Here is a 23,052-nt window from a genome sequence, read left to right as displayed (position 1 = left end):
GGGTCTGTTGAAGCAGTGCGCCCGTCGATGCAGGCGGTGGCCCAGCGCACCGAAAGGCGGTGATGGCCGACCGGCTCAGCGGGTCGTGAACAGGATGCTCGCCCGCAGCCCGCCCGAACTCACCGTGGCGGCCAGGCGCATCTGCGCACCCAGCAACTTCGCATAGCGGGCGACGATGGACAGTCCCAGCCCCGACCCTTCGCCCAGCTTGCGTCCGTCGGTGCCCTGGGCCCAGCGGTGCATCAGGGCCTGCCGCTGCACCTCGGGGATCCCGGGGCCGTCGTCGGCCACGGAGAGCACGGGCACCAGCACGCCATCGACCTCCTCCTTCGACAGCTCGATGGTCACCGTCTTGCCGCCGTAGCGCAGGGCGTTGTCGATCAGGTTGTCGAGGATGCCTTCGACCAGCGCCACGCTGCCGTTGATGGTGAAGCCGCCACTCTCCTGCGCCTCGTCGAGGCCACGCGCGCCGAGGTCGACGCCGCGGGCGTCGGCGCGGGTCAGGTGGCGCAGCACGGCCTCATGCGCCAGCTCGTCCAGCACCACGGGCTCGCGCTGCAGCACGGCATCGGATTCGGCGGCCAGCGCCAGCGCGAGCAACTGGTCGACCAGATGGCTAGCGCGCGCCTCGCTGTCGGCGATGCGCTGCAACTGTTCGCGCGCGACACCCGGGTCGGAATGGCCCAGGCCGTAATGGGCCAGGGCGCGGATGCCAGCCAGCGGCGTGCGCAGCTCGTGCGCCACGTTGCCGGCGAACTCGCGCTGCGCGCGCACGCTGCCGTCCAGGCGGACGAACAGGTCGTTGAGGGCGTCGCCCAGTTGTGCGACCTCGCGTGTGTCGCCACCGACGATCACCGGCGACAGGTCGCTGGCGTCGCGCCGACCCAGGTCCTGCTGGAGCGCGCCCAGCGGGGCCAGCTCGCGCGCAATGCCGCGCCACAGCCACCAGGCCAGCACGCCCAGCAGCAGGATCTGGGGCAGCGTCGCGTAGAGCGCCAGCCGCCGCAGCAGCGCCGTGCGCGAGCCCGTGGTCTGGGCCACGACGACGGTGAACTCGCCGGCACCCGCCGGATGGCGCAGGACCACGGCGCGCAGTTGCTTGCCGGCGAAACGCACGTCGGCCAGATGCCATGTCGCGCCCTCGGCCAGGAAGGGCGTCTGCAGCATCGGCTCGCCGGAGAGCAGGCTGCCATCAGGCCGACGGACGGCGAAGTACACCGTCTCGCGCTGATCGAACAGCAGCGTGGTCATCTCGCGCGCCGTGAGCTGCAGTTGTGCGTCGGGCCGGCCCAGTGGCTGGATGTTGGCGGCGATGGCGTAGGCATCGTCCACCAGTGCGCGGTCGAAGGCCTGGCGCACGAAGTAGTTGGAGATGATCAGCACCACCACCGTACCGGCCAGCCAGGTGAGGGCCAGCGGCAGCATCACCTGCCGCAGCACCCGCGCGCGCAGCGACGGGCGCGGGCGATGCCCGGCCACCGCGGTTCCAGTGGCCGTGGGCGGCCGGGCGCTCAAACGTCGCCTTCCAGCAGGTAGCCGATGCCGCGCAGCGTCCGGATGCCGGCACCGCTGCCCAGCAACTTCTTGCGCAGACGCGAGATGAACGCCTCCAGCGCGTTATCGCCCAGCGCGTCGTCGAAGCTGGACAGCTTGTTCGAGAGCACACGCTTGCTGACGGCATGGCCGGGCGGGCTCATGAGCTCCCACAGCACTTCGAATTCGCGCGCCGGCAGGTCCAGCGGCGCACTGCCGATGAAGAAGCGGCGGGCCCGGCGGTCGAGCTTGAGCTGGCCGACCAGCGCGACGTCGTCCGTGCCCTGGGCACGGCGAACCAGGGCGCGCAGACGGGCGTCGACTTCAGGCAGTTCGAAGGGTTTGCCGAGGTAGTCGTCGGCGCCGGCGTCCAGGCCGGCAATGCGCTCGTCGGTGCGGTTGCGGGCGGTGAGCACCAGCACGGGGGTGCGGTCGCCGCGGCTGCGCGCCTGGCGCAGCACGGTCAGGCCGCTGCCGAGCGGACTGCCCGGCCCAGGGCCGGCCGGCAGGTTCAGGTCCAGCAGCACGGCATCGAAGGGTTGCACACGCCAGAGGTAATCGGCCTCCTCCATGCTCGCCGCCACATCGACCCGGTGCCCGGCATCGGTCAGGCTGCGCAACATCACGTCGCGCAGGGTCGCATCGTCTTCCACCAACAGGATTCGCATGGGGGCGAAGGCTACCCCACCCGAAGGGAAGCTGACCAGAGGGTGGTCAGCAGGCCGTCAGCGCGCTGGCGCGAATCTCGTCGTCTTGGCCTGATTGCGCCAGCTGGGGGCCTGCAGCGCCCTGAGCGGCCATTGGTGGCCGTTGTTCAGGACAGGGCGCGCCTGAGTTCGGCGGCGCGCTCCGTGATGGCGTCGACGTCGAGGGCATCCTCGGCATGTGCGAGGTAGGTGTCGAGGTCATCCACCGCCTGCGCGGTGTGGCCCTGCTCGGCGCGGGCCAGGCCGCGGTCGCGGTACTCGCCCCAGGCCTGGGGCAGCAGCACGATCAGCCGGTCCAGAACGGCGATGAGGCGGGCCCAGTCCTCCTGCGCGCTGTGGATCTCCTTCAGGTTGCGCAGCATGCGGGCGATGATCTCCCGCGCGGGCGCGGGTTGCAGATACAGGCCCAGCGGCACGTCGAATTCGCCCACCAGGCCGTTGCTGCGCTTGTACGGCTCCAGCCGTTCGGCCAGTTCCTCCCGCGACAGCGAACGGCCGGTGAAGGGGTCGATCACGACCTGGCCCTTGGGCAGCGACACCTTCAGCATGAAATGCCCAGGAAAGCTAATGCCGCGCGCATGCAGATTCAGGCCCTGGGCCAGCTCGATCCACAACACCGCCAGCGAGATCGGGATGCCGCGCCGGGTGCGCAGCACCACATGCAGGAAGCTGTTGTCGGGGTCGTAGTAGTCGTTGACATTGCCGCCGAAGCTCAGGTCGTGGAAGAAGAACTGGTTCAGCGCCCGCAGCCGCGCGAGCGGAGCGGCGTCGGCCGGAAGACGGCGCTTGAGGCGCGCCAGCAGCTGGTCCATGTCGCCCAGCACCTGCTGGACGTCGAGCTCGGGATACTCGTCCTGCGCGAGGCTGGCGGCGGCCTCGAGCAGCGGGAAATGCTCGTCACTCTGCACCAGCGATTCGAAATAGGCCAGCGGCGTCGGCGTGTCGTATCGAAGAGACATGGGCCTTTGTAGTGGAGCCACGTCGCCAGCGTCAAGGCGGCCGGCGGAAGCCCCACGGGCACCTCGGCGATGCCGGGCTGCCCGCGTCAGCGCCGCACGAAGCTGCGCAGCCGCAGGCCACAGGCCGTCAGCACGCCGAAATACAGCAGCGCCGCGCCGACGACGAACGCTGTCAGCAGACCCGTGCGCAGCAGGCGATCGCTGCGCAGGCCCACCCAGTCGAAGCCATGGGCGCCCCAGACCAGCAACCCGGTCATCACCGCCGTGCTCGCCAGCACCTGCAGCAGGAAGCGGCCCCAGCCCGGCGCCAGCCGGTAGCTGCCGCTGCGGCGCAGGCCCACCCACAGCGCCAACGCGTTGAGGAGCTGGCCTACGCCGATGGCCAGCGTCAGGCCGGCATGCTGCAGCCAGGGCACGAAGGCCAGATTGAGCAGCTGCGTCACGGCCAGCGCTGCCAGGCTGATGCGCATCGGCGTGCGCATGTCGTGGCGCGCGTAGAAGCCTGCGGCCAGCACCTTGATCGAGACGATGCCCACCAGCCCGACGCCGTAGCCCGCCAGCGCGTCGGCCGTGCGCAGCACGCTCGCATCGTCGAAGGCGCCGTTGTGGAACAGCACCGCCACCAGCGGCACCGGGAACACCAGCAGCGCCGCCGCGCAGGGCAGTGCCAGCAGCACGATCAGGCGCAGGCCCCAGTCGAGCATGGCGGAATAGCGGTCGGTATCCTTTGCCGCGCGCGCCGCGGCGAGTTGGGGCATCAGCACCACGCCCAGGGCCACGCCCAGCATGGCGCTGGGGAACTCCATCAGCCGGTCGGCATTGGTGATCCAGGTGACGCTGCCCGCCGCCAGGTGCGAGGCGATCTGGGTGTTGATGAGCAACGACAGCTGCGCCCCGCTGACGCCGATCATGGCCGGCAGCATCAGGCCCAGGATCTTGCGGGTGCCCGGGTCGTTCCGAGCTTCGCGCACGGCCGCGAAGCGCGCGCCAAGCTTCGGCATCAGGCCCAGCCGGCGCAGCGCGGGGATCTGGATCGCCAGCTGCAGCATGCCGCCCACCATCACACCCACGCACTGGGCGTAGATCGGCTCGATGCCCCAGCGCCGGAACAGCGGCGCCCCCGCCACGATGGACAGGATCAGCGCAACGTTGAGCAGCACCGGCGACGCCGCCGGCACCGCAAAGCGCTTCCAGGTGTTGAGGATGCCGCCGGCAAAGGCCACCAGGGACATGAAGCCGATGTAGGGAAACATCCAGCGCGTCATGACCACGGCCGCATCGAAGCTGCCCGAGCGCTCCAACCCGCTGGCCATGGCCCAGACCATGAGCGGCGCGGCCACCACGCCGACCAGGCACAGCAGCACCAGCGCCCACAGCAGCAAGGTGCCGACATGGTCGATCAGCTGCCGGGCCCGGTCTTCGCCGCCCTCGGTGCGGGTGGCCGACAGCACCGGCACGAAGGCCTGGCTGAATGCGCCCTCTCCCAGCACGCGACGGAACAGGTTGGGAATGCGGAAAGCGACGTAGAAGGCGTCGGTCAGCGCGCTCACGCCGAACACCGAGCTCATCAGCACATCCCGCACGAGGCCGGTGATGCGCGAGGCCAGGGTCAGCAGGGAGACGGTGGAAGCGGATTTGAAGAGCGACACGGCGGCGCAGTGTAGGCGGGGCGTTTGAGAGCTTGGCAGAGTGCGGGCCTGCCTCCTCCGTCACCCGTGGCTCCGCGTTTGGCCTGCGACACAGCATCGGCGCGGATCACGTCGCCGGCGGCGCGGGGGGGGGGGGCGGGTACAAGGACAGCGGAGGCCAGCGAGGCCAACATCCGATGATGCGGCGGCAGTCATCGTGAGCCGGAACCCCCAGTGCACCCGCGGAACCGGCTTTGCCGGGCCGCCGGGTGCGCCCCTTGAGGGGGATTCGGCTACACGAAGTGAGCAAGAAACGGGGTGGTATACTTTTAGGTTCGCCGCATCATCCCCAGACACTCAAGGAACACAAATATGGCATCCGCCAAGCCCAAAAAGAAGAACCCGCGCCTCGCGTCGGGCCGCAAGCGCGTCCGCCAGGACACCAAGCTCAATGCCGCCAACAGCTCGCTGCGCTCCAAGTACCGCACGGCCCTGAAGAACGTCGCCAAGGCCGTTGCCGCCGGCGACCAGGCCAAGGCCACCGAGCTGTTCGCCAAGGCCCAGAGCGTCGTCGACACCATTGCCGACAAGGGCATCTTCCACAAGAACAAGGCCGCGCGCGACAAGAGCCGCCTGGCCGCCAAGGTCAAGGCCCTGGCCACTGCCGCTCCGGCGGCCGCCGCCTGACGGAATTCAGGTCAGCCCGGACTGCCCACAGGCGGTCCGCCGTTTGATCGGGTGCGCTGCAGCGAAAAAAGAGAAACCGCCTTCGGGCGGTTTTTTCGTTTCTGGATCCGGCGGGCTCCGAACGGCAAAGGGGCGAGGCAATCAGCCCTTGGCGGGCTTCGCGTCCGGCACCAGGCAGGCCTCGGCCACCTGGAGGTCGTTGTCCTTGGCGAAGTTCATGACGAAATCCCAGGCCATCGGTTCGGACTCCTGCAGGTCACGGTGGACCACCACGCACTTCACGCCGTTGATCACCGTCGGCACGCACCAGGGCGAATAGCTGAGATGCCCCCCGAGGCGGGCGCCGCCGGGGCGGAACTGGCTCATCACGCCGGCCAATCGCTCGGCCCAGTCGCTGGGCCGAAAGGTGCGACCCTGGCTCGTGACGCCCTGGATGAAGACTTCTTTGGCAGAGGGGGAAACCATTGTTCTCGTGTTCGGCGCAGGCGTGTTGCGCCGCACAAGGGATTCTACCCAGCGTGTCCCGCGCGCGACCCCGAAAGGACATGCATCCGGATGCCACTGGGGCGCATGGCAGTGATGCGCAATCCTCAACGAAGGCGTCACGCCCCCCACCTAGAATTTCTTCACTTTCAGGAGAACCCATGAGCGCCACTGCCGCCCCCACCTCGCCCCACGTCATGAACACCTATGGCCGGCTGCCCATCGCCCTGGTGCGCGGCCAGGGCTGCCGCGTGTGGGATGCGAACGGCAAGGCCTACCTGGACGGTCTGGGCGGCATCGCCGTCAACACCCTGGGCCACAACCACCCCGAGCTCGTGCCTGCGCTGCAGGAACAGCTCACGCAGCTGATTCACGCATCCAACTACTACTACGTGCCCGGTCAGGAAGTGCTGGCCGAACGCCTCACGGCACTGTCGGGCATGACCAATGCCTTCTTCTGCTGCACCGGCCTGGAGGCCAACGAGGCCGCCATCAAGCTGGCGCGCAAATTCGGCCACGACAAGGGCATCGAACGGCCGGAGATCGTGGTGTACGAGCATGCCTTCCACGGCCGCAGCCTGGCCACGCTGTCGGCCACCGGCAATCCGAAGATCCAGAAGGGCTTCGGCCCGCTGGTCGAAGGCTTCATCCGCGTGCCCCTCAACGACATCGAGGCGCTGAAGCAGGCGACCGAGGGCAACCCCAACGTGGTCGCCGTGATGTTCGAGACCATCCAGGGCGAAGGCGGCATCAACCCGATGCGCTGGGACTACCTGCAGCAGGTGCGGGCCCTGTGCGATGCCAACGACTGGCTGATGATGATCGACGAGATCCAGACCGGCATCGGCCGCACCGGCAAGTGGTTTGCGCATCAGTGGGCCGGCATCGTGCCGGACGTGATGTCGCTGGCCAAGGGCCTGGGCTCGGGCGTGCCGGTGGGCGCGGTGGTGGCCGGCCCCAGGGCCGCCAACATCTTTCAGCCGGGCAACCATGGCACGACCTTCGGCGGCAACCCGCTGGCCATGCGCGCCGGCATCGAGACGCTGCGCATCATGGAAAGGGACGGCCTGCTGCAGAACGCGGCCGACGTCGGCGCCCACCTCAAGAGCGCGCTGCAGGCGGCCTTCGAAGGCGTGGCGGGCGTGAAGGAAGTGCGCGGCCAGGGCCTGATGCTGGGCATCGAACTCGACCGCCCCGCCGGCGCGCTGCTGGAGCGCGGCTGCGAAGCCGGCCTGCTCTTCTCGGTGACGGCCGACCGCGTGATCCGCCTCGTGCCGCCGCTGGTGCTCACCGTGGCCGAGGCGGACGAGATCGTCGCCCTCCTCGCTCCCCTCGTGAAGGCCTTCCTGGCCGAGCCGGCACAATAAGCCCATGAGCCTTCCTGCGATCCGCCACTACCTCCAGTTCAGCGACTTCACGGCCGACGAGTACGCGTACCTGTTCCGACGCGCGGCGCTCATCAAGAAGAAGTTCAAGACCTACGAGAAGCACCACACGCTGGCGGATCGCACCCTGGCCATGATCTTCGAGAAGGCCAGCACCCGCACCCGCGTAAGCTTCGAGGCCGGCATGTACCAGCTCGGCGGCAGCGTGGTGCACCTGACCACCGGCGACAGCCAGCTGGGCCGGGCCGAGCCCATCGAGGACAGCGCCAAGGTCATCAGCCGCATGACCGACCTGGTGATGATCCGGACTTATGAGCAGGAGAAGATCGAGCGCTTCGCCGCCAACTCGCGGGTGCCGGTCATCAACGGCCTGACCAACGAATTCCATCCCTGCCAGATCCTGGCCGACCTGTTCACCTATCTGGAGCACCGCGGCTTCGATGCCGACGGCACGCCCGACCCCGAGGCGCTGCGCGGCAAGACCGTGGCCTGGGTGGGAGACGGCAACAACATGGCCAACACCTGGCTGCAGGCCGCCGAGATCCTGGGCTTTGCGGTGCACGTGAGCACGCCCAGCGGCTACGAGGTGGACCAGGCGGTTGCCGGCATTCGCTCCAGCGACAGCTACAAGGTCTTCAAGGACCCGATGGACGCCTGCCGCGACGCCCATCTGGTGACCACCGACGTGTGGACCAGCATGGGCTACGAAGCGGAGAACGAGCAGCGCCGCCAAGCCTTTGCCGACTGGTGCGTGGACGAGGCCATGATGGCCGTCGCCCAGCCCGACGCCCTCTTCATGCACTGCCTGCCTGCCCACCGCGGCGAAGAGGTCACGGGCGAGGTCATCGACGGCCCGCAGTCGGTCGTCTGGGACGAGGCCGAGAACCGCATGCATGTGCAGAAGGCACTGATGGAGTACCTGCTGCTCGGCCGCATCGGCTGAGGCGCTGCCCGAACTCGCCTTCCACCATGAGTCCCTGCCAGAGCTGCGGCGCCTGCTGCGCCAGCTACCGGGTCGACTTCAGCATCTACGAGCTGGACGACATGGGCGGCACGGTACCCGCGGGGCTGACGGTCGAGGTCAACGGCGCCACCTGCCGCATGCGAGGCACGGACCATGTCCCCATCCGCTGCGCGGCACTCACCGGCAAGGTGGGGCAATCGGTGGGCTGCGGCATCTACGAATGGCGACCGAATCCCTGCCGCGAACTGGAGCCCGGGAGCTACGGCTGCGAGAAGGCGCGCGCGCGGCATGGCCTGCCGGCACTCGAGGGCTGAGGCGAGTCCCTGACGCCGGGGCAACGCGCACCGGTCGCGTCTTCGTCCGCGTTGGGAATAACCGACACCACGCCCGCCGCGGCAGCGCTATGGTCCGACCTATGTCTGCCACCTCTGCCCGCCTCTGGGACATTTCGCCGCCCGTCTACGTCGGCGCCCCCGTCTTTCCTGGTGACACGCCCTACGCCCAGCAATGGGCCGCGACGCTGGGGCCCGGCTGCCCCGTCAACGTCAGCCAGATCACGATGTCGCCCCATGTGGGCGCGCATGCCGACGCCCCTCTCCACTACGAGGCCGATGGCACGACCATCGGCCTCGTGGACCTGGACGCCTTCCTCGGCCCATGCCGGGTGATCCATGCCATCGGCGCGGCGCCGCTCATCGAATGGCGGCACATCGCTCATGCCATTGATGACCGGTTGCCCCCGCGGGTACTGGTGCGCACCTATGACCACGCGCCCGTGGATCGATGGGACCCGGCCCTTCCCGCCTACGCGCCCGAGACGGTCGAACGCCTGGCCGCGCTCGGCGTGCGCCTGATCGGCATCGACACGGCCAGCATCGACCCCGCCGACAGCAAGGCCCTGCCCAGCCACCAGACCATCCGCCGCCACGACATGCGCGTGCTGGAGAACCTGGTGCTCGACACCGTGCCCGAGGGCGACTACGAGCTGATCGCACTACCGCTCAAGCTGGTGCAGGCGGATGCCTCGCCCGTGCGCGCTGTGCTGCGTGCGCTGGCCTGAGGACCTGCGAACACGCGACAGCGCGGGACCCGGCGGCGGCTCAGGCCGGCACCATGGCGTAGGCCACGATCTCGATCTTCATGCCCGGCACCACCAGTGCCGCGACCGCGGCGCTGGAACGGTTGGGATACGGCGCCTCGAAGAACTCCCGGTACACCGCGTCGATGGCCGGCATGTCGGTCACGTCGGTCATGTAGATCAGCACCTGCGTCACATCGGCCATCGATCCGCCGGCCGCCTGTACGGCGCGCCGGAGGTTCTCGAAGGTCAGGCGCGTTTGCGCCTCGATGGTCCCGGTGTCGATGGTCCCGTCGGTGCGGACGGGCCCATGCGCGGTGAACAGCATCGCGCCCGTGGCCTTCACGGCCCAGGAAAAAGGTTGCTTGAGCGCCGGCAGGCCCACATCGATCACTTGCTTCATCACAACCCCAGATGTTCCATACATAAAACGACGTTTATTTTATGGTCGCCGTTGGAAATAAGCGACACAACGCATTTTTTGACGGTGATAACTTCCCCGCTTCGCTCCGCAGCGCCCTGTCCTACGCCGCTCGTCCCCGAGCGCGGCAGCCCGCCCGGCCCGCAGCTTGCATCGTCCGTTCCGCCATCCGCCCACGGACCGCACCACCGAAAGCCACACATGTTCGAACACATTCCCGCCTATCCCGGTGACCCGATCCTTTCGCTGATGGAGGACTTCCAGCGCGACACGCGGCCCAACAAGGTGTCGCTGAGCATCGGCATCTATTTCGACGACGACGGCCGCCTGCCGGTGATGAAGGCCGTGCGCGCCGCCGAGACGGCGCTGCTGCAGGAGATCGGCCCGCGCTCCTACCTGCCCATGGAAGGCATGGCCGACTACCGCGCCGCCGTGCAGAAGCTCGCCTTCGGCCCCACGCACGAGGCCGTGACCAGCGGCCGCGTCGCCACCATCCAGACCATCGGCGGCTCCGGCGGCCTGAAGGTGGGTGGCGACTTCCTCAAGCGCTACTTCAGCGATTCGCAGGTCTGGGTGAGCGACCCGACCTGGGAGAACCACCGCGCCATGTTCGAGGGCGCTGGCTTCCAGGTGAACCTGTATCCCTACTACGACCCGGCCACCGGCGGCCTGCGCTTCGAGGACATGCTGGCCGCCTTCAAGACGCTGCCGGCCCGCAGCATCGTGTTGATGCACGCCAGCTGCCACAACCCTACGGGCGTCGATCTGTCGCAGGACCAGTGGAAGCAGCTCATCCCCGTGATCGCGGAGCGTGGCCTGATTCCTTATGTGGACATGGCCTACCAGGGCTTCGGCGATGGCCTGGTGGAGGACGCCTTCGCACCGCGCGCGCTGGCCGATGCGGGCGTGCGCTTCTTTCTGGCCAATTCCTTCTCCAAGAGCTTCTCGCTGTACGGCGAGCGTTGCGGCGGCCTGTCGGTGGTGTGCGGCTCGGCCGAGGAAGCCGGCCGCGTGCTGGGCCAGCTCAAGAGCTCGGTGCGCGCCAACTATTCGAGCCCGCCGACGCACGGCGCGCGCATCGTCACGCGCGTGCTGAGCACGCCGGAGCTGTATGCGCAGTGGGACGCCGAGCTCGCCGAGATGCGCGGCCGAATCAAGGCCATGCGCGAAGCCCTTCACGCCACGCTGGCGGACCGCCTGCCCGGCCGGGACTTCGGCTACTTCCTGACCCAGCGCGGCATGTTCAGCTACACGGGCCTCACGCCCGAGCAGGTGGACCGCCTGCGCGAGGAGCATGCGGTGTACCTGGTGCGCTCGGGCCGCATGTGCATCGCCGGCCTGTCGACCCAAAACGTGGCCTACGTCGCCCAGGCCATGGCCGCCGTGCTGGACTGAACCCACCCTCCCAGGAGCCTTGCGATGAATTCCTCGACATCCGCCGGCCAGGCGGAGGGCGGAGCGCTGCCCGAACAGATCGTCCACGAAGAGAAGGCCCAGCTCGACTTCAGCCAGTCGATGAGCTATGGCGACTACCTGCATCTGGACGAGATCCTGGGCGCCCAGCATCCGCTGTCGCCCGCGCACGACGAGATGCTGTTCATCGTGCAGCACCAGACCAGCGAGCTGTGGATGAAGCTGATGCTGCATGAGTTGACCGCCGCCACCGCCGCCATCGCCAACCCGGGCGAGAACACCAAGCCCGAGGCCTTCAAGATGCTGGCGCGGGTCACGCGCATCATGGAGCAGCTGGTGGGCGCCTGGACCGTGCTCTCGACCATGACGCCGCCCGAGTACACCGCCATGCGGCCCTACCTGGCCAACTCCAGCGGCTTCCAGAGCGCCCAGTACCGCTGCATCGAGTTTGCGCTGGGCAACAAGAACGCCGCCATGCTCAAGCCGCATGCCCATCGCCCGCACCTGCTGGCGATGGTGGACGCCGCATGGCGCCGGCCTTCGCTGTACGACGAGACGCTGCGACTCATGGCCCGCGAGGGCCTCGCCATTCCGTCCGACAAGCTCGAGCGGGACTGGACGCAGCCCTACACCGCGAGCGAGGCCGTCCAGGAGGCCTGGCTCACGGTCTACCGCGACCCGAAGGCCCACTGGGACCTCTACCAGCTCGGCGAGAAGCTCACCGACATCGAGGACGCCTTCCGCCTATGGCGCTTCCGCCATGTGACGACGGTGGAACGCGTGATCGGCTTCAAGCGCGGCACTGGCGGCACCGGTGGGGTGAGCTACCTGCGCAAGATGCTGGACGTGGTGCTGTTCCCTGAACTCTGGACGCTGAGGACGGAGCTCTGAAGCACCCCCCAAGCCGCTTCGCGGCTCCCCCGCTCTCTGTCGCCTTCGGCTTGGAGGGGGGCGCACCCGGAGGCCTGGCCAAGCCAGTTCCTCGGGTGCCTTGGCTTGGCCTGCTCCGCGGCCCTTCGATCCATGACGCGAGTACGGTTTCATTCGGTTGCGGATGACCTCACGGGCCTGCACGGCGCTCAGCCGGCGTACAGCCAGGGCTGGTCCATTAGTGTAGGACCGGCCAGCCGCATCACCATGTCGCGGCCCCAGCGTGCGGGGCCACCCAGATGGAAGATCCGCCCGTTGCGCCGCGCACGGGCCTGCACCTGCCCATTGCGCGCCCAACGCGCTTGCGCATAGCGCGCCAGGGCCTGGGGCACCTCAGCCGACGTGCAGCCCCTGAGCTGCTGTGCCAGCGTCACCGCGTCCTCGATCGCCATGCCCGCACCTTGTGCCAGGTACGGCAGCATGGGGTGCGCCGCATCGCCCAGCAGCGCCACACGCCCGTCGACCATCTCCTGCGGTCCGGCCAGCGGCGTCCGGTCGCACAGCGTCCAAGCGCGCCACGCCGGAACGGCATCGAGCAGCGCCCGCAGCGGCTGGCCGACATGACCAGTGGCACGGTCGAGTGCAGCGCGGCTGGCGGACTGGTCCCAATCGCGCGCATCGGCACCGGCCTCGTCCGGCGGTGATTCGACCAGCACCACCAGATTGAGCCATTCGCCGCCACGCACGGGATAGGCCACGGCGTGCAGTCGCGGCGCCAGCCAGACATCCACCTGCCGACTGCGCAGCGGCGCGGGCAAGGTGTCCTGCTTCAGGAGCGCACGAAAGGCCATGTGCCCGGTCGGCCGCGCCGGCGCTGCGTCGGGCCAGATGCGCGGCCGGACACGACCCCACACACCATCGGCGCCGATGAGCGCGTCGCCTTCCCACGCGCGGCCATCGTCGGTGGCGGCGCAGACGAATTCGTCGCCGCGGGTGGACAGGCGCTCGATGCGCGCGCCCGTGCTGAGCGTCACGGCACCCTCGGCCTGCGCGCGCACGGCCTCCAGCAGCAGGCCGTGCAGATCGGCGCGATGGACCGTGAAGTACGGTGCGCCGTAGCGCTGCTCCATGACGCCCGCAAGGGGCATGGTGGCGACGCGGCCGCCGTTCAGCGCCGATGACACGCACAGCCGCTCGGGATGGGCCACGATGGCATTCAGCGCCTCGCCAAGCCCCAGAGCGCGCAGCCTCCGGACGATGTTCGGTCCCAGCTGGATGCCCGCACCCACCTCGCTGAAGGCGGGCGCCTGCTCCGTCACGTCTGCCGTGTGGCCGGCCCGCGCCAGAGCCAGGGCGGCGGCCAGACCGCCGATGCCGCCGCCGACGATGAGGGAATGGATGCGCATGCGCTCGTGGATCCCAAAAAAGTCCACGATTCTCGGCCCGACCGCGCCGGCCGGGCTGCGCTGGATCAGCGACGTGCCGAGGACGAGGCGCCGTCTCGGCCCCCGACCGGCGTCGGGCCGCAGGTGCCGCAGCTGTCGCAGGAACCGCAGCCACCCACCTGGCCGAGAGAGCGGGCCACTTTCGCCTCGCGTTCCTCGCACACCAGGCCGCTGCGCGCCATCCAGCGCGCCATGCGCGGCGCGAGCGAGCGCCGCCAGCCGGCCGGCATCCAGTGCCAGGCGGCATAGACGGCAGCCACGAGGACGATCAGGGCAACGACGGCGTTTTGCATGGCAGCGATCTCCGCAACACAGGAGCGTCAGCCGGCCCCGAGGGCCAGCGCGACGCGATAGGTGATGAAACAGGCCACATAGGCCAGCCCGAACAGGTAGCCGGCCATGATGAAGACCTGCTTCCAGCTGTTGGTTTCGCGCTTCACGGTGGCCAGCGTCGAGATGCACTGCGGCGCGAACACGAACCACACCAGCAGCGACAGCGCGGTCGCCAGCGACCAGCTGCCGGCGATCAGCGGTTCCAGCGCGCCAGCCACTTCCTCGCCGGTGGCGGACAGCGCGTACACCGTGCCCAGCGCACCCACCGCCACTTCGCGGGCCGCCATGCCGGGCACCAGCGCGATGGAGATCTGCCAGTTGAAGCCGATGGGCGCGAAGATGTGCTCCAGAAGCTGGCCCAGACGCCCGGCGAAGCTGTACTCGATCGCCGGGCCGGTGGCACCGGCGGGCGGCGCCGGATAGCTCGACAGGAACCACAGCAGGATGGTCAGCGTGAGGATGATGGTGCCCACGCGGCGCAGAAAGATCCACGCCCGCTCCCACAGCCCCAGCAACAGGTTGCGCAGGTTGGGCCAGCGGTAGGCCGGCAGCTCCATCAGCAGCGGGGAGTGACCCTGATGCGTGCGCAGTCGCTTGAGCACCCAGGCCACCGCCATGGCCGAGACGATGCCGAAGACGTACAGCAGGAAGAGCACCACGCCCTGCAGGTTGAAGATGCCGAGCACCTCGCGCTGCGGGATGAAGGCGCCGATCAGCAGCGCATACACCGGCAGGCGGGCCGAGCAGGTCATCAGCGGCGCAATCAGGATGGTGGTCAGCCGGTCGCGCCAGTTGCTGATGGTGCGGGTGGCCATGATGCCGGGAATGGCGCAGGCGAAGCTGGACAGCAGCGGAATGAAGGAACGACCCGACAGGCCCACCGTGCCCATCACCCGGTCCAGCAGGAAGGCCGCACGCGGCAGGTAGCCGGAATCCTCCAGCGCCAGGATGAAGAGGAACAGGATCAGGATCTGCGGCAGGAAGACCAGCACGCCGCCCACGCCCGCCACCACGCCGTCCACCAGCAGGCTGCGCAGCGGCCCGTCGGCCATCACGCCCTGCACCCAGCCACCGACCGCATCGGTGCCGGCCTTGATGGCGTCCATGGGCACCGCCGCCCAGCTGAACACCGCCTGGAACATGAGGAACAGCGTCACGGCCAGCACCAGCATGCCCCAGACGGGATGCAGCACCACGCGGTCGATGCGGTCGCTGGTGGCCAGGCTGCCCTGCGGCGTCTGCACCGCCAGATCGAGGATGCGTCGCACCTCCCTGTGCGAGGCCAGCACGTCGTCCATGGACGGTGCTTCCCAGGGCAGCGGCGACGCGGCCGGCACCGGCGCGTCGAGCGCAGCCAGCAACTCGGTGGCGCCGTGTCGGCGCACGCCCACGGTGCGGATCACCGGAATGCCCAGCTCGCGCGAGAGGATGTCGGTGTCGACGCGGATGCCCTGGCGCTCGGCCATGTCGGTCATGTTCAGCGCCATTACCATCGGCACGCCTAGGCGCTTGGCTTCGAGCACCAGCCGCAGGTTCAGCCGCAGGTTCGTGGCGTCGGTCACGGAGACCAGCAGGTCGGGCAGTTGGTCGCGACGGCCGGTGACCACGTCGCGCGTCACCGCCTCGTCGGCCGACAGGGCGTTGAGGCTGTAGGCACCCGGCAAGTCGAGCACCGCCACGTGGCGGCCGCCGGGAGTGCGCAGTTCGCCTTCCTTGCGCTCGACGGTCACGCCGGCATAGTTGGCCACTTTCTGGCGACTGCCGGTCAGCAGGTTGAACAAGGCCGTCTTGCCGCAGTTGGGAATGCCCAGCAGCGCCACGCGGCGCGGCGGATTCGGCGACTGGAATGCGATGCTCGCCTCAGCCATGGGCAGCCTCCGTGGGCGCGACGTGGATCAGCGCAGCCTCGTAGCGGCGCAGGGCGAAGGTGGTGTGGCCGAGGCGCACGGCCAGCGGCTCGCGCCCTGGATGGCCGCTGGCCACCACGCAGACGCGCTCCCCGGGGACGAAACCGATCTCGGTCAGGCGCAGCGCCAGGTCGCGGTCGTCCGCGGCTTCGCCGCGAGCGACATCCATCACGGTCGCCCACTGGCGGTCGGGCAGTTGGTCGAGCGGCAGAAAGGCGGCCGGTGCGCGCGAGGCAGAGGTGGACACGGAAGCAATGGGCCCCGCCGCAAGGCGAAGCGCTCTCTGGCAAAAGCCAGATGCTAACAATTTTCAATTGCAAGCAGGAGCCTCGGTGATCAGAAACCTCGTTGCCATTCGGCAATGCTGGCCGAAGCCAGCCGCGCAAAACAAAGGCCGCGGAACGGCTCTCACCATTCCGCGGCCCCGCTGGCATCCGCACTGCGCCGCGCCGGGCGCGGCGATGACGCTTTAGTCCTGCAGCAGTTGACGCAGCACGAAAGGCAGGATGCCGCCGTGCTTGTAGTACTCGACCTCGATCGGCGTGTCGATGCGCAGGCGCACGGTCACCTCCTTGCGGCTGCCGTCGGCGCTTTCGATCACCAGCTTGACGTCTTCGCGCTGCGGCTTGAGCTCGCCGGGAATGACCACATCGATCTTCTCGTCGCCCTTGAGCCCCAGGCTCTGCCATGAGTCGGCACCCAGGAACTGCAGCGGCAGCACGCCCATGCCGACCAGATTGGCCCGGTGGATGCGCTCGAAGCTGCGCGCCACCACGGCCTTGATGCCCAGCAGCTGGGTGCCCTTGGCGGCCCAGTCGCGGCTGGAGCCGGTGCCGTACTCCTCGCCGGCGAAGATAACCGTCGGCACGCCTTGGTCGATGTACTTCATCGCGGCGTCGTAGATGTACATCTTCTCGCCGCCCGGCTGGAACAGCGTCAGGCCGCCCTCCTCCCGAGAGCCGTCGGCGCCGGCCGGCAGCATCAGGTTCTTGATGCGCACGTTGGCGAAGGTGCCGCGCATCATCACCTCGTGGTTGCCGCGGCGCGAGCCGTAGCTGTTGAAGTCGGCCTTGCCCACGCCATGGGCCTTGAGCCACTGGCCGGCCGGCGAGCTTTCCTTGATGGAGCCGGCCGGCGAGATGTGGTCGGTGGTGATCGAGTCGCCGAACAGTGCCATGACGCGCGCACCGGTCACGCCGGCCTCCGCCGCCTTCGGCTGCATGCCGAAGCCTTCGAAGAAGGGCGGCTCGGCGATGTAGGTGGAGGTCGGCCAGTCGTAGACCTCGCCCGTCACGCCCTTGATGCTGTTCCACAGCTCGCCGGGATTGGCGGCGATCTGCTCGTAGTTGCGGCGGAAAGCCTGCGCGTCCATGGCGAAGCGCAGCAGCTCGTCCACCTCGGAGGCGCTGGGCCAGATGTCACCCAGGTAGACGTCCTTGCCGCCCGTGCCCTTGCCCACCGGCTGGGTCATCAGGTCCACCGTCACGTTGCCGGCGATGGCGAAGGCCACGACCAGCGGCGGCGAGGCCAGGAAGTTGGCCTTGAGGTTGGGGTGGATGCGCGCCTCGAAATTGCGGTTGCCCGACAGCACGGCCGCGCACACCAGGTTGTTGGTGGTGATGACGTCGTTGATCTCCGGTGCCAGGTCGCCCGCGTTGCCGATGCAGGTGGTGCAGCCGTAGCCCGCCAGGTAGAAACCCAGCTTCTCCAGGTACGGAAGCAGCTTCGTCTTCTGCAGGTAGTCGGTGACGATGCGCGAGCCGGGCGCCAGCGACGTCTTGACATGCGGCTTGACCGTCAGGCCCGCCTCCACCGCCTTCTTGGCCAGCAGGCCGGCGGCCAGCAGCACGCTGGGGTTCGACGTGTTGGTGCACGAGGTGATGGCCGCGATCAGCACATCGCCGTTGCCGATGTCGACCTTCTTGCCCTCGAGCGCGATGTCGTGACGCACCGCCAGCTTGTCGGCTGGCTGGTTGAAGCCATTGGCCTCGTTGGGCTTGCTGTAGAGCTCGGTGAAGCGGCCGGCCAGGTGGCCCAGGTCGATGCGGTCCTGCGGCCGCTTGGGGCCGGCCAGGCTGGGCGTGACGGTGGACAGGTCCAGCTTGACGGTCTTGGTGTAGTTGAGCGCGCCGGGGGCGGGCATGCCGAACAGGCCCTGGGCCTTGTAGTAGGCCTCCAGGCGCTCGATCTCCTCGTCCGTTCGGCCGGTGCCGCGGAAGTAGGCGATGGTCTTCTCATCCACCGGGAAGAAGCCCATGGTGGCGCCGTATTCGGGCGCCATGTTGCCGATGGTCGCGCGGTCCGGCACGGGGATGGACGCCGCACCGGGGCCGAAGAACTCGACGAACTTGCCGACGACCTTCTCCTGCCGCAGGATCTGCGTGACGTAGAGCACCAGGTCGGTCGCGGTCACGCCTTCGCGCAGCTGGCCGGTGAGCTCGAAGCCCACCACATCGGGCGTGAGGAAGTACACCGGCTGGCCGAGCATGGCGGCCTCGGCCTCGATGCCGCCCACGCCCCAACCCACCACGCCGACGCCGTTGATCATGGTCGTGTGGCTGTCCGTGCCCACCAGCGAGTCCGGGTACCAGGTGGCCACCTCGGCCTTGTCGTCGGCCGACTTGTAGACGCCGCGCGCCAGGTACTCCAGGTTGACCTGGTGCACGATGCCGAAGCCCGGCGGCGTGACGCCGAAGGTGTCGAAGGCCTGCATGCCCCACTTCATGAACTGGTAGCGCTCCTTGTTGCGGGAGAACTCCAGCTTCATGTTCAGGTCGAGCGCCTGCGGCGTGCCGTAGTGGTCGACCATCACCGAGTGGTCCACCACCAGGTCCACCGGGACCAGCGGCTCGATGGTCTTGGGCGACTTGTCCAGCCGCTTGGCGGTGCTGCGCATGGCGGCCAAGTCGGCCAGCAGCGGCACACCGGTGAAGTCCTGGAGCACGACGCGCGTGACGACGAAGGGAATCTCCTCCGTGCGCTCGGCATTGGCCTGCCAGGTGGCCAGTTGCTCCACATGCTCGGCCGAGACCTTCTGGCCGTCGCAGTTGCGCAGCACCGACTCCAGCACGATCCGGATGGACACCGGCAGCTTGGCGATGTTGGGGAACTGCTTGGTCAGCTCGGGCAGGGACCAGTATTTGCCCTGGCGGCCGGAGGCCGTCTTGAAGGTCTTGAGGGCGGAAGCGAAGACGTGGGGAGTAGCGGCGTCGGCCATGGGAAGCGTTCCTTCTTGTTCGAACCAGCGAGCAAGATAGCAGGCTTTGAAGGCACTGGACGTCAGTGGGCTACCCCTCCTTCACCAGCGCTCAGGCCTGCAGTGCGGGGCCCGGCCGGGGTGACGTGGCGCGCAGACCCGCCCCCTGCGCGGCGGCCAATGCCAGCACCACCACGACCTGCAGCCCCACCCAGATCTCGCCGACCACCGTGGGTTGAAGGCGGCTCCCGAACAGCAGGACCAGGCAGCCGAAGGCCCAGCCGAGATTGCCGATGGCCACCAGCCCGATGAGGATCCGCGGCGGCACAGCGCGGCTGGCCATCCAGCCGGCGGCGGCAGCGTAGACCAGCAGGAACAGGCCGGTCGCGCCGAGCAGCGGCGCCGGCAGTCCGGTGCGGGCCGCGAGACTCGCCGTCGCCACGCACTGGATGGCGCCTGTCAGCAGGCAGGACGTGGCATCCAACCACATGACGCGGGAGAGAAAGCGGGGCGAAGTCAGGATCGGGGACATGGCAGCTCCTTGGAGGTTGAGGTGGATGAATCGACGGCACCCGAAAGCAGGGTGTCGGCCCCATCCTCCCGCTGGCGCTGCGTGCCGGCCATGACCTGCGAGGTCATGGCCCCGCCCCTGCCGTGTCGCCAGAATGGCCGCATGTCCGCCACGACGACAACCGCCACCTCTGCACCGCCGACAAGCGACGCCGCCTTCGGTGCGCACCTGCGCCACTGGCGCCAGCACCGGCGCATGAGCCAGCTCGACCTGGCTCACGAGGCCGACATTTCCACCCGGCATCTCAGTTGTGTGGAGACCGGCCGCGCCCTGCCCAGCCGGGACATGGTGCTGCGCCTGGCCGAGCGGCTCTCAGTACCGCTGCGCGAGCGCAACCGCCTGCTGGTGTCCGCCGGCTATGCACCGATGTACCGCGAACGGCCCATCGACGATCCGGCACTCGCCATGGCCCGCATGGCCGTCGATCGCCTGCTGCGCGCCCATGAGCCCTATCCCGCACTTGCGGTGGACCGCCATTGGAAGCTGGTGGCGGCAAATGCGCTTGTGCCGCGGCTGCTCGATGGTGTCGCGCCATTTCTGCTGGCTGCGCCGGTGAACGTGCTGCGCCTGAGCCTGCATCCCCAAGGTCTGGCGCCCCGGATCGCCAACCTTCGAGCCTGGCGGGCACACCTGCTGGAGCGACTGTGCCAGCAGATCGGCGCGACGGGCGATCCGGTGCTGCAGGCGCTGCACCAGGACTTGTCGGCCTACCCCTGTCCGGCGGTCAAGGAGGAGCCGGCCGTCGACAGCGAGTTCGCCGGCATCGCCGTGCCCTTCCGCCTTCGCCATGGCGAGCGCGTGCTCAATCTCATCAGCACCACGACCGTCTTCGGCACCCCGGTGGACATCACGCTGCAGGACCTGGCCATCGAATCCTTCTTCCCGGCCGACGCGGCCACCTCGGCGGCGCTTGCCAACCTGGCGTCCGAGGCGCCACTGTCGAGCAGGGTCGGCCTGCGCTGACAGCCAGACGCGCCTGCAGGCGTCAGGCGCATGCATGACGGGCTTTTACGGTGCACGGCACGCGTCCACACCACGCGCCGCCTCACCCACCCATCAGAAGGACAAAGGAAGTTCGCCATGACTCACACCGACGACCACGCCAAGCTCTGGGAGCTGATCAAGGACACGCGCTTCGGCATGCTCACGCATCGCCATGGTGATGGCCTGCTGCACAGCCACCCGCTGACGACGCAGAACCGATCGGTGGACGAGAACGCCACGTTGTACTTCTTCATCCCGCTCGATGGTGAGATCGCTCGCCATGTCGCCAGTGATCCGGTCGTGAACGTGGCCTATGCCAATCCCGACGACGATAGCTATGTCTCAGTCGCAGGCCGGGCCATGCTCTCCAACGACGAAACCAAAAAGCGCGAGCTGTTCAACAAGGTCGCCGAGGCCTGGTTCCCGAAGGGCGTCGATGATCCCAACCTCGGCCTGCTGGCCGTCAGCATCGAGGCGGCCGAATACTGGGACGTCACCGAAAGCAAGGTGACGCAGTTGCTCAAGATTGCCCGCGCCGCCATGGGCGGCAAGGCACCGCCCCAAATGGGCGAGCACAAGAAGCTCGACCTCTGATTCTGCCGCGCCGGTGCTGCTTGTTCGCGGCGGTGACTTCGACTTGAGCGAGTCGCCGCTGCAGCCGGTAGGCGCCCCTCAGAACGAATAAGGGCCCGCCTTTCGGCGGGCCCTTGCATTGGCGATGCGCCGGCTGAGGCGGCGATCAGGGTCAGGCAGCGACGCCGTCGGCCACTTCCTTGTAGTCCTCGATCTTGTCGAAGTTCAGGTACTGGTAGATCTTGTCGCCGTTCTGGTTGATGACGCCGATGTCCGCCATGTACTCGTCCTTGGTCGGGATGCGGCCGAGCTTGGAGCAGATCGAGGCCAGTTCCGCCGAACCCAGGTACACGTTGGTGTTCTTGCCCAGACGGTTGGGGAAGTTGCGGGTGCTGGTCGACATCACCGTCGCGCCTTCGCGCACCTGCGCCTGGTTGCCCATGCACAGCGAGCAGCCCGGCATTTCGGTGCGTGCACCGGCATTGCCGAAGACGCCGTAGTGGCCTTCCTCGGTCAGCTGCTGCGCGTCCATCTTGGTCGGCGGCGCGATCCACAGCTTGACCGGGATGTCGCGCTTGCCTTCCAGCAGCTTGGACGCCGCGCGGAAGTGGCCGATGTTGGTCATGCACGAGCCGATGAACACCTCATCGATCTTGGCGCCGGCCACGTCGGACAGCGTCTTCACGTCGTCCGGGTCGTTCGGGCAGGCCACGATGGGCTCGTGGATGTCGGCCAGGTCGATCTCGATCACGGCGGCGTACTCGGCATCGGCATCGGCCTTGAGCAGCTGCGGATCCTTCAGCCAGGCTTCCTGCGCATCGATGCGGCGCTGCAGCGTGCGGGCGTCCTGGTAGCCCTCGGCAATCATCCACTTCATCAGCGTGATGTTGCTGTTGATGTACTCGATGATCGGTTCCTTGTTCAGGTGCACCGTGCAACCGGCGGCCGAGCGCTCGGCGCTGGCGTCGGACAGTTCGAAGGCCTGCTCCACCTTCAGCTCGGGCAGGCCCTCGATTTCGAGGATGCGGCCGGAGAAGATGTTCTTCTTGCCCTTCTTCTCCACCGTCAGCAGGCCCTGTTTGATGGCGTAGAGCGGAATGGCGTTGACCAGGTCGCGCAGCGTGACGCCGGGCTGCATCTTGCCCTTGAAGCGCACCAGCACCGACTCGGGCATGTCCAGCGGCATCACGCCGGTGGCGGCCGCGAAGGCGACCAGGCCGGAGCCGGCCGGGAAGCTGATGCCGATCGGAAAGCGCGTGTGCGAGTCGCCGCCGGTACCGACGGTGTCGGGCGTCAGCAGGCGGTTGAGCCAGCTGTGGATCACGCCATCGCCCGGGCGCAGCGAGATGCCGCCGCGGGTGCTGATGAAGTCGGGCAGCTCGTGGTGCATCTTCACGTCCACCTTCTTGGGGTAGGCGGCCGTGTGGCAGAAGGACTGCATGACCAGATCGGCCGAGAAGCCCAGGCAAGCCAGGTCCTTCAGCTCGTCGCGGGTCATCGGACCGGTAGTGTCCTGGGAGCCGACCGAGGTCATCTTGGGCTCGCAGTAGGTGCCGGGGCGGATGCCCTGGCCTTCGGGCAGGCCGCAGGCGCGGCCGACCATCTTCTGCGCCAGCGAGAAGCCCTTGCCGGTGTCGACCGGCGCCTTGGGCAGGCGGAACAGCGTGGAGGCTGGCAGGCCCAGCGCCTCGCGCGCCTTGGCCGTCAGGCCGCGGCCGATGATCAGCGGGATGCGGCCACCGGCGCGCACTTCGTCGAACAGCACTTCGCTCTTGACCTGGAACTCGGCGATGACCTTGCCGTCCTTGAGAGCCTTGCCTTCGTAGGGACGCAGCTCGACGGTGTCACCCATGTTCATCTGGCTCACGTCCAGCTCGATGGGCAGGGAGCCGGCGTCTTCCATGGTGTTGTAGAA

Annotated in this window: 22 protein-coding genes; 9 read left to right on the top strand and 13 right to left on the bottom strand. The window is 68.3% G+C overall.

The genetic code is table 11. The annotated features are described in order from the left end of the window. Positions 1 to 75: 75 nt before the first annotated feature. From QZ772_RS19590 to murJ, 4 genes are all read right to left on the bottom strand, one after another. The gene (locus QZ772_RS19590; protein WP_295529697.1) at positions 76 to 1,479 is read right to left on the bottom strand and encodes a sensor histidine kinase; all 1,404 of its coding nucleotides are present in this window, start codon (positions 1,477 to 1,479) and stop codon (positions 76 to 78) included. 32 nt (positions 1,480 to 1,511) lie between these two features. Then, positions 1,512 to 2,201: a response regulator transcription factor gene (locus tag QZ772_RS19585; protein WP_295529695.1), complete on the bottom strand. Its 690-nt coding sequence runs from the start codon at positions 2,199 to 2,201 to the stop codon at positions 1,512 to 1,514. A 146-nt stretch (positions 2,202 to 2,347) separates the two neighbouring features. Next, positions 2,348 to 3,199 carry a tetratricopeptide repeat protein gene (locus QZ772_RS19580; protein ID WP_295529693.1) on the bottom strand — a complete coding sequence of 284 codons (852 nt, stop codon included), beginning with the start codon at positions 3,197 to 3,199 and terminating at the stop codon, positions 2,348 to 2,350. An 86-nt stretch (positions 3,200 to 3,285) separates the two neighbouring features. Further along, complete coding sequence (gene murJ, locus QZ772_RS19575) at positions 3,286 to 4,848, bottom strand: murein biosynthesis integral membrane protein MurJ (protein WP_295529691.1); 1,563 nt, start codon at positions 4,846 to 4,848, stop codon at positions 3,286 to 3,288. 351 nt (positions 4,849 to 5,199) lie between these two features. On the opposite strand from murJ, the gene rpsT reads away from it, so the two are divergent. Then, positions 5,200 to 5,514, top strand: coding sequence for a 30S ribosomal protein S20 (gene rpsT, locus QZ772_RS19570; RefSeq protein WP_017761815.1), 315 nt, complete (start codon positions 5,200 to 5,202; stop codon positions 5,512 to 5,514). A 141-nt stretch (positions 5,515 to 5,655) separates the two neighbouring features. Here rpsT and QZ772_RS19565 read toward each other — a convergent pair whose 3' ends face one another. Then, a complete protein-coding gene (locus QZ772_RS19565) occupies positions 5,656 to 5,979 on the bottom strand; it encodes a DUF3579 domain-containing protein (protein WP_295529689.1) in 324 nt (107 codons plus the stop codon). 179 nt (positions 5,980 to 6,158) lie between these two features. Between QZ772_RS19565 and QZ772_RS19560 the strand changes: the two genes are divergently transcribed. From QZ772_RS19560 to kynB, 4 genes are all read left to right on the top strand, one after another. After that, complete coding sequence (locus QZ772_RS19560; protein WP_295529687.1) at positions 6,159 to 7,364, top strand: aspartate aminotransferase family protein; 1,206 nt, start codon at positions 6,159 to 6,161, stop codon at positions 7,362 to 7,364. Between the two features lie 4 nt (positions 7,365 to 7,368). Further along, positions 7,369 to 8,325, top strand: coding sequence for an ornithine carbamoyltransferase (gene argF, locus QZ772_RS19555; RefSeq protein WP_295529685.1), 957 nt, complete (start codon positions 7,369 to 7,371; stop codon positions 8,323 to 8,325). Between the two features lie 26 nt (positions 8,326 to 8,351). Beyond that, positions 8,352 to 8,660: a YkgJ family cysteine cluster protein gene (locus QZ772_RS19550; RefSeq protein ID WP_295529683.1), complete on the top strand. Its 309-nt coding sequence runs from the start codon at positions 8,352 to 8,354 to the stop codon at positions 8,658 to 8,660. A 101-nt stretch (positions 8,661 to 8,761) separates the two neighbouring features. Continuing rightward, positions 8,762 to 9,406, top strand: coding sequence for an arylformamidase (gene kynB / locus QZ772_RS19545; RefSeq protein ID WP_295529681.1), 645 nt, complete (start codon positions 8,762 to 8,764; stop codon positions 9,404 to 9,406). A 40-nt stretch (positions 9,407 to 9,446) separates the two neighbouring features. Here kynB and QZ772_RS19540 read toward each other — a convergent pair whose 3' ends face one another. Then, positions 9,447 to 9,827 (bottom strand): RidA family protein, encoded by a 381-nt coding sequence (locus tag QZ772_RS19540; protein WP_295529679.1) that lies wholly within the window; start codon positions 9,825 to 9,827, stop codon positions 9,447 to 9,449. A gap of 219 nt (positions 9,828 to 10,046) precedes the next feature. Here QZ772_RS19540 and QZ772_RS19535 point away from each other — a divergent pair, with 219 nt between their 5' ends. Then, the gene (locus QZ772_RS19535; RefSeq protein WP_295529677.1) at positions 10,047 to 11,240 is read left to right on the top strand and encodes an amino acid aminotransferase; all 1,194 of its coding nucleotides are present in this window, start codon (positions 10,047 to 10,049) and stop codon (positions 11,238 to 11,240) included. A gap of 24 nt (positions 11,241 to 11,264) precedes the next feature. Next, positions 11,265 to 12,149, top strand: coding sequence for a tryptophan 2,3-dioxygenase (kynA, locus tag QZ772_RS19530; RefSeq protein WP_295529675.1), 885 nt, complete (start codon positions 11,265 to 11,267; stop codon positions 12,147 to 12,149). A gap of 188 nt (positions 12,150 to 12,337) precedes the next feature. Here the strand turns inward: kynA and QZ772_RS19525 are convergent, their stop codons facing one another. The 6 genes from QZ772_RS19525 to QZ772_RS19500 form a co-directional block, all read right to left on the bottom strand. Then, on the bottom strand, positions 12,338 to 13,534 hold the full coding sequence (locus QZ772_RS19525) for an FAD-dependent monooxygenase (RefSeq protein ID WP_295529673.1): 1,197 nt from the start codon (positions 13,532 to 13,534) through the stop codon (positions 12,338 to 12,340). Positions 13,535 to 13,599: 65 nt separating this feature from the next. Then, the gene (locus QZ772_RS19520; RefSeq protein WP_295529671.1) at positions 13,600 to 13,866 is read right to left on the bottom strand and encodes a DUF6587 family protein; all 267 of its coding nucleotides are present in this window, start codon (positions 13,864 to 13,866) and stop codon (positions 13,600 to 13,602) included. Positions 13,867 to 13,893: 27 nt separating this feature from the next. After that, a complete protein-coding gene (gene feoB / locus QZ772_RS19515; RefSeq protein ID WP_295529669.1) occupies positions 13,894 to 15,774 on the bottom strand; it encodes a ferrous iron transport protein B in 1,881 nt (626 codons plus the stop codon). Then, on the bottom strand, positions 15,767 to 16,060 hold the full coding sequence (locus QZ772_RS19510; RefSeq protein ID WP_295529667.1) for a FeoA family protein: 294 nt from the start codon (positions 16,058 to 16,060) through the stop codon (positions 15,767 to 15,769). The genes feoB and QZ772_RS19510 overlap by 8 nt, the downstream gene beginning before the upstream one ends. A 222-nt stretch (positions 16,061 to 16,282) precedes the next feature. Continuing rightward, positions 16,283 to 19,030, bottom strand: a complete 2,748-nt coding sequence (gene acnA / locus QZ772_RS19505; RefSeq protein WP_295529665.1) for an aconitate hydratase AcnA — start codon at positions 19,028 to 19,030, stop codon at positions 16,283 to 16,285. Positions 19,031 to 19,121: 91 nt separating this feature from the next. Next, positions 19,122 to 19,541: a hypothetical protein gene (locus tag QZ772_RS19500; protein WP_295529663.1), complete on the bottom strand. Its 420-nt coding sequence runs from the start codon at positions 19,539 to 19,541 to the stop codon at positions 19,122 to 19,124. 141 nt (positions 19,542 to 19,682) lie between these two features. Here QZ772_RS19500 and QZ772_RS19495 point away from each other — a divergent pair, with 141 nt between their 5' ends. Continuing rightward, positions 19,683 to 20,543, top strand: coding sequence for a helix-turn-helix transcriptional regulator (locus QZ772_RS19495; RefSeq protein WP_295529661.1), 861 nt, complete (start codon positions 19,683 to 19,685; stop codon positions 20,541 to 20,543). A gap of 117 nt (positions 20,544 to 20,660) precedes the next feature. Continuing rightward, positions 20,661 to 21,158: a pyridoxamine 5'-phosphate oxidase family protein gene (locus tag QZ772_RS19490; RefSeq protein ID WP_295529659.1), complete on the top strand. Its 498-nt coding sequence runs from the start codon at positions 20,661 to 20,663 to the stop codon at positions 21,156 to 21,158. A gap of 151 nt (positions 21,159 to 21,309) precedes the next feature. Here QZ772_RS19490 and QZ772_RS19485 read toward each other — a convergent pair. Beyond that, the coding region (locus tag QZ772_RS19485; RefSeq protein WP_295529657.1) for a bifunctional aconitate hydratase 2/2-methylisocitrate dehydratase at positions 21,310 to 23,052 on the bottom strand (1,743 nt) is incomplete at its 5' end.

This window comes from uncultured Pseudacidovorax sp. (assembly GCF_913773995.1).
Taxonomy (GTDB): Bacteria; Pseudomonadota; Gammaproteobacteria; order Burkholderiales; family Burkholderiaceae_C; genus Xenophilus.
Note: the sequence above shows the minus strand (reverse complement) of the source record. Positions and strands in the feature narration are given on the sequence as shown.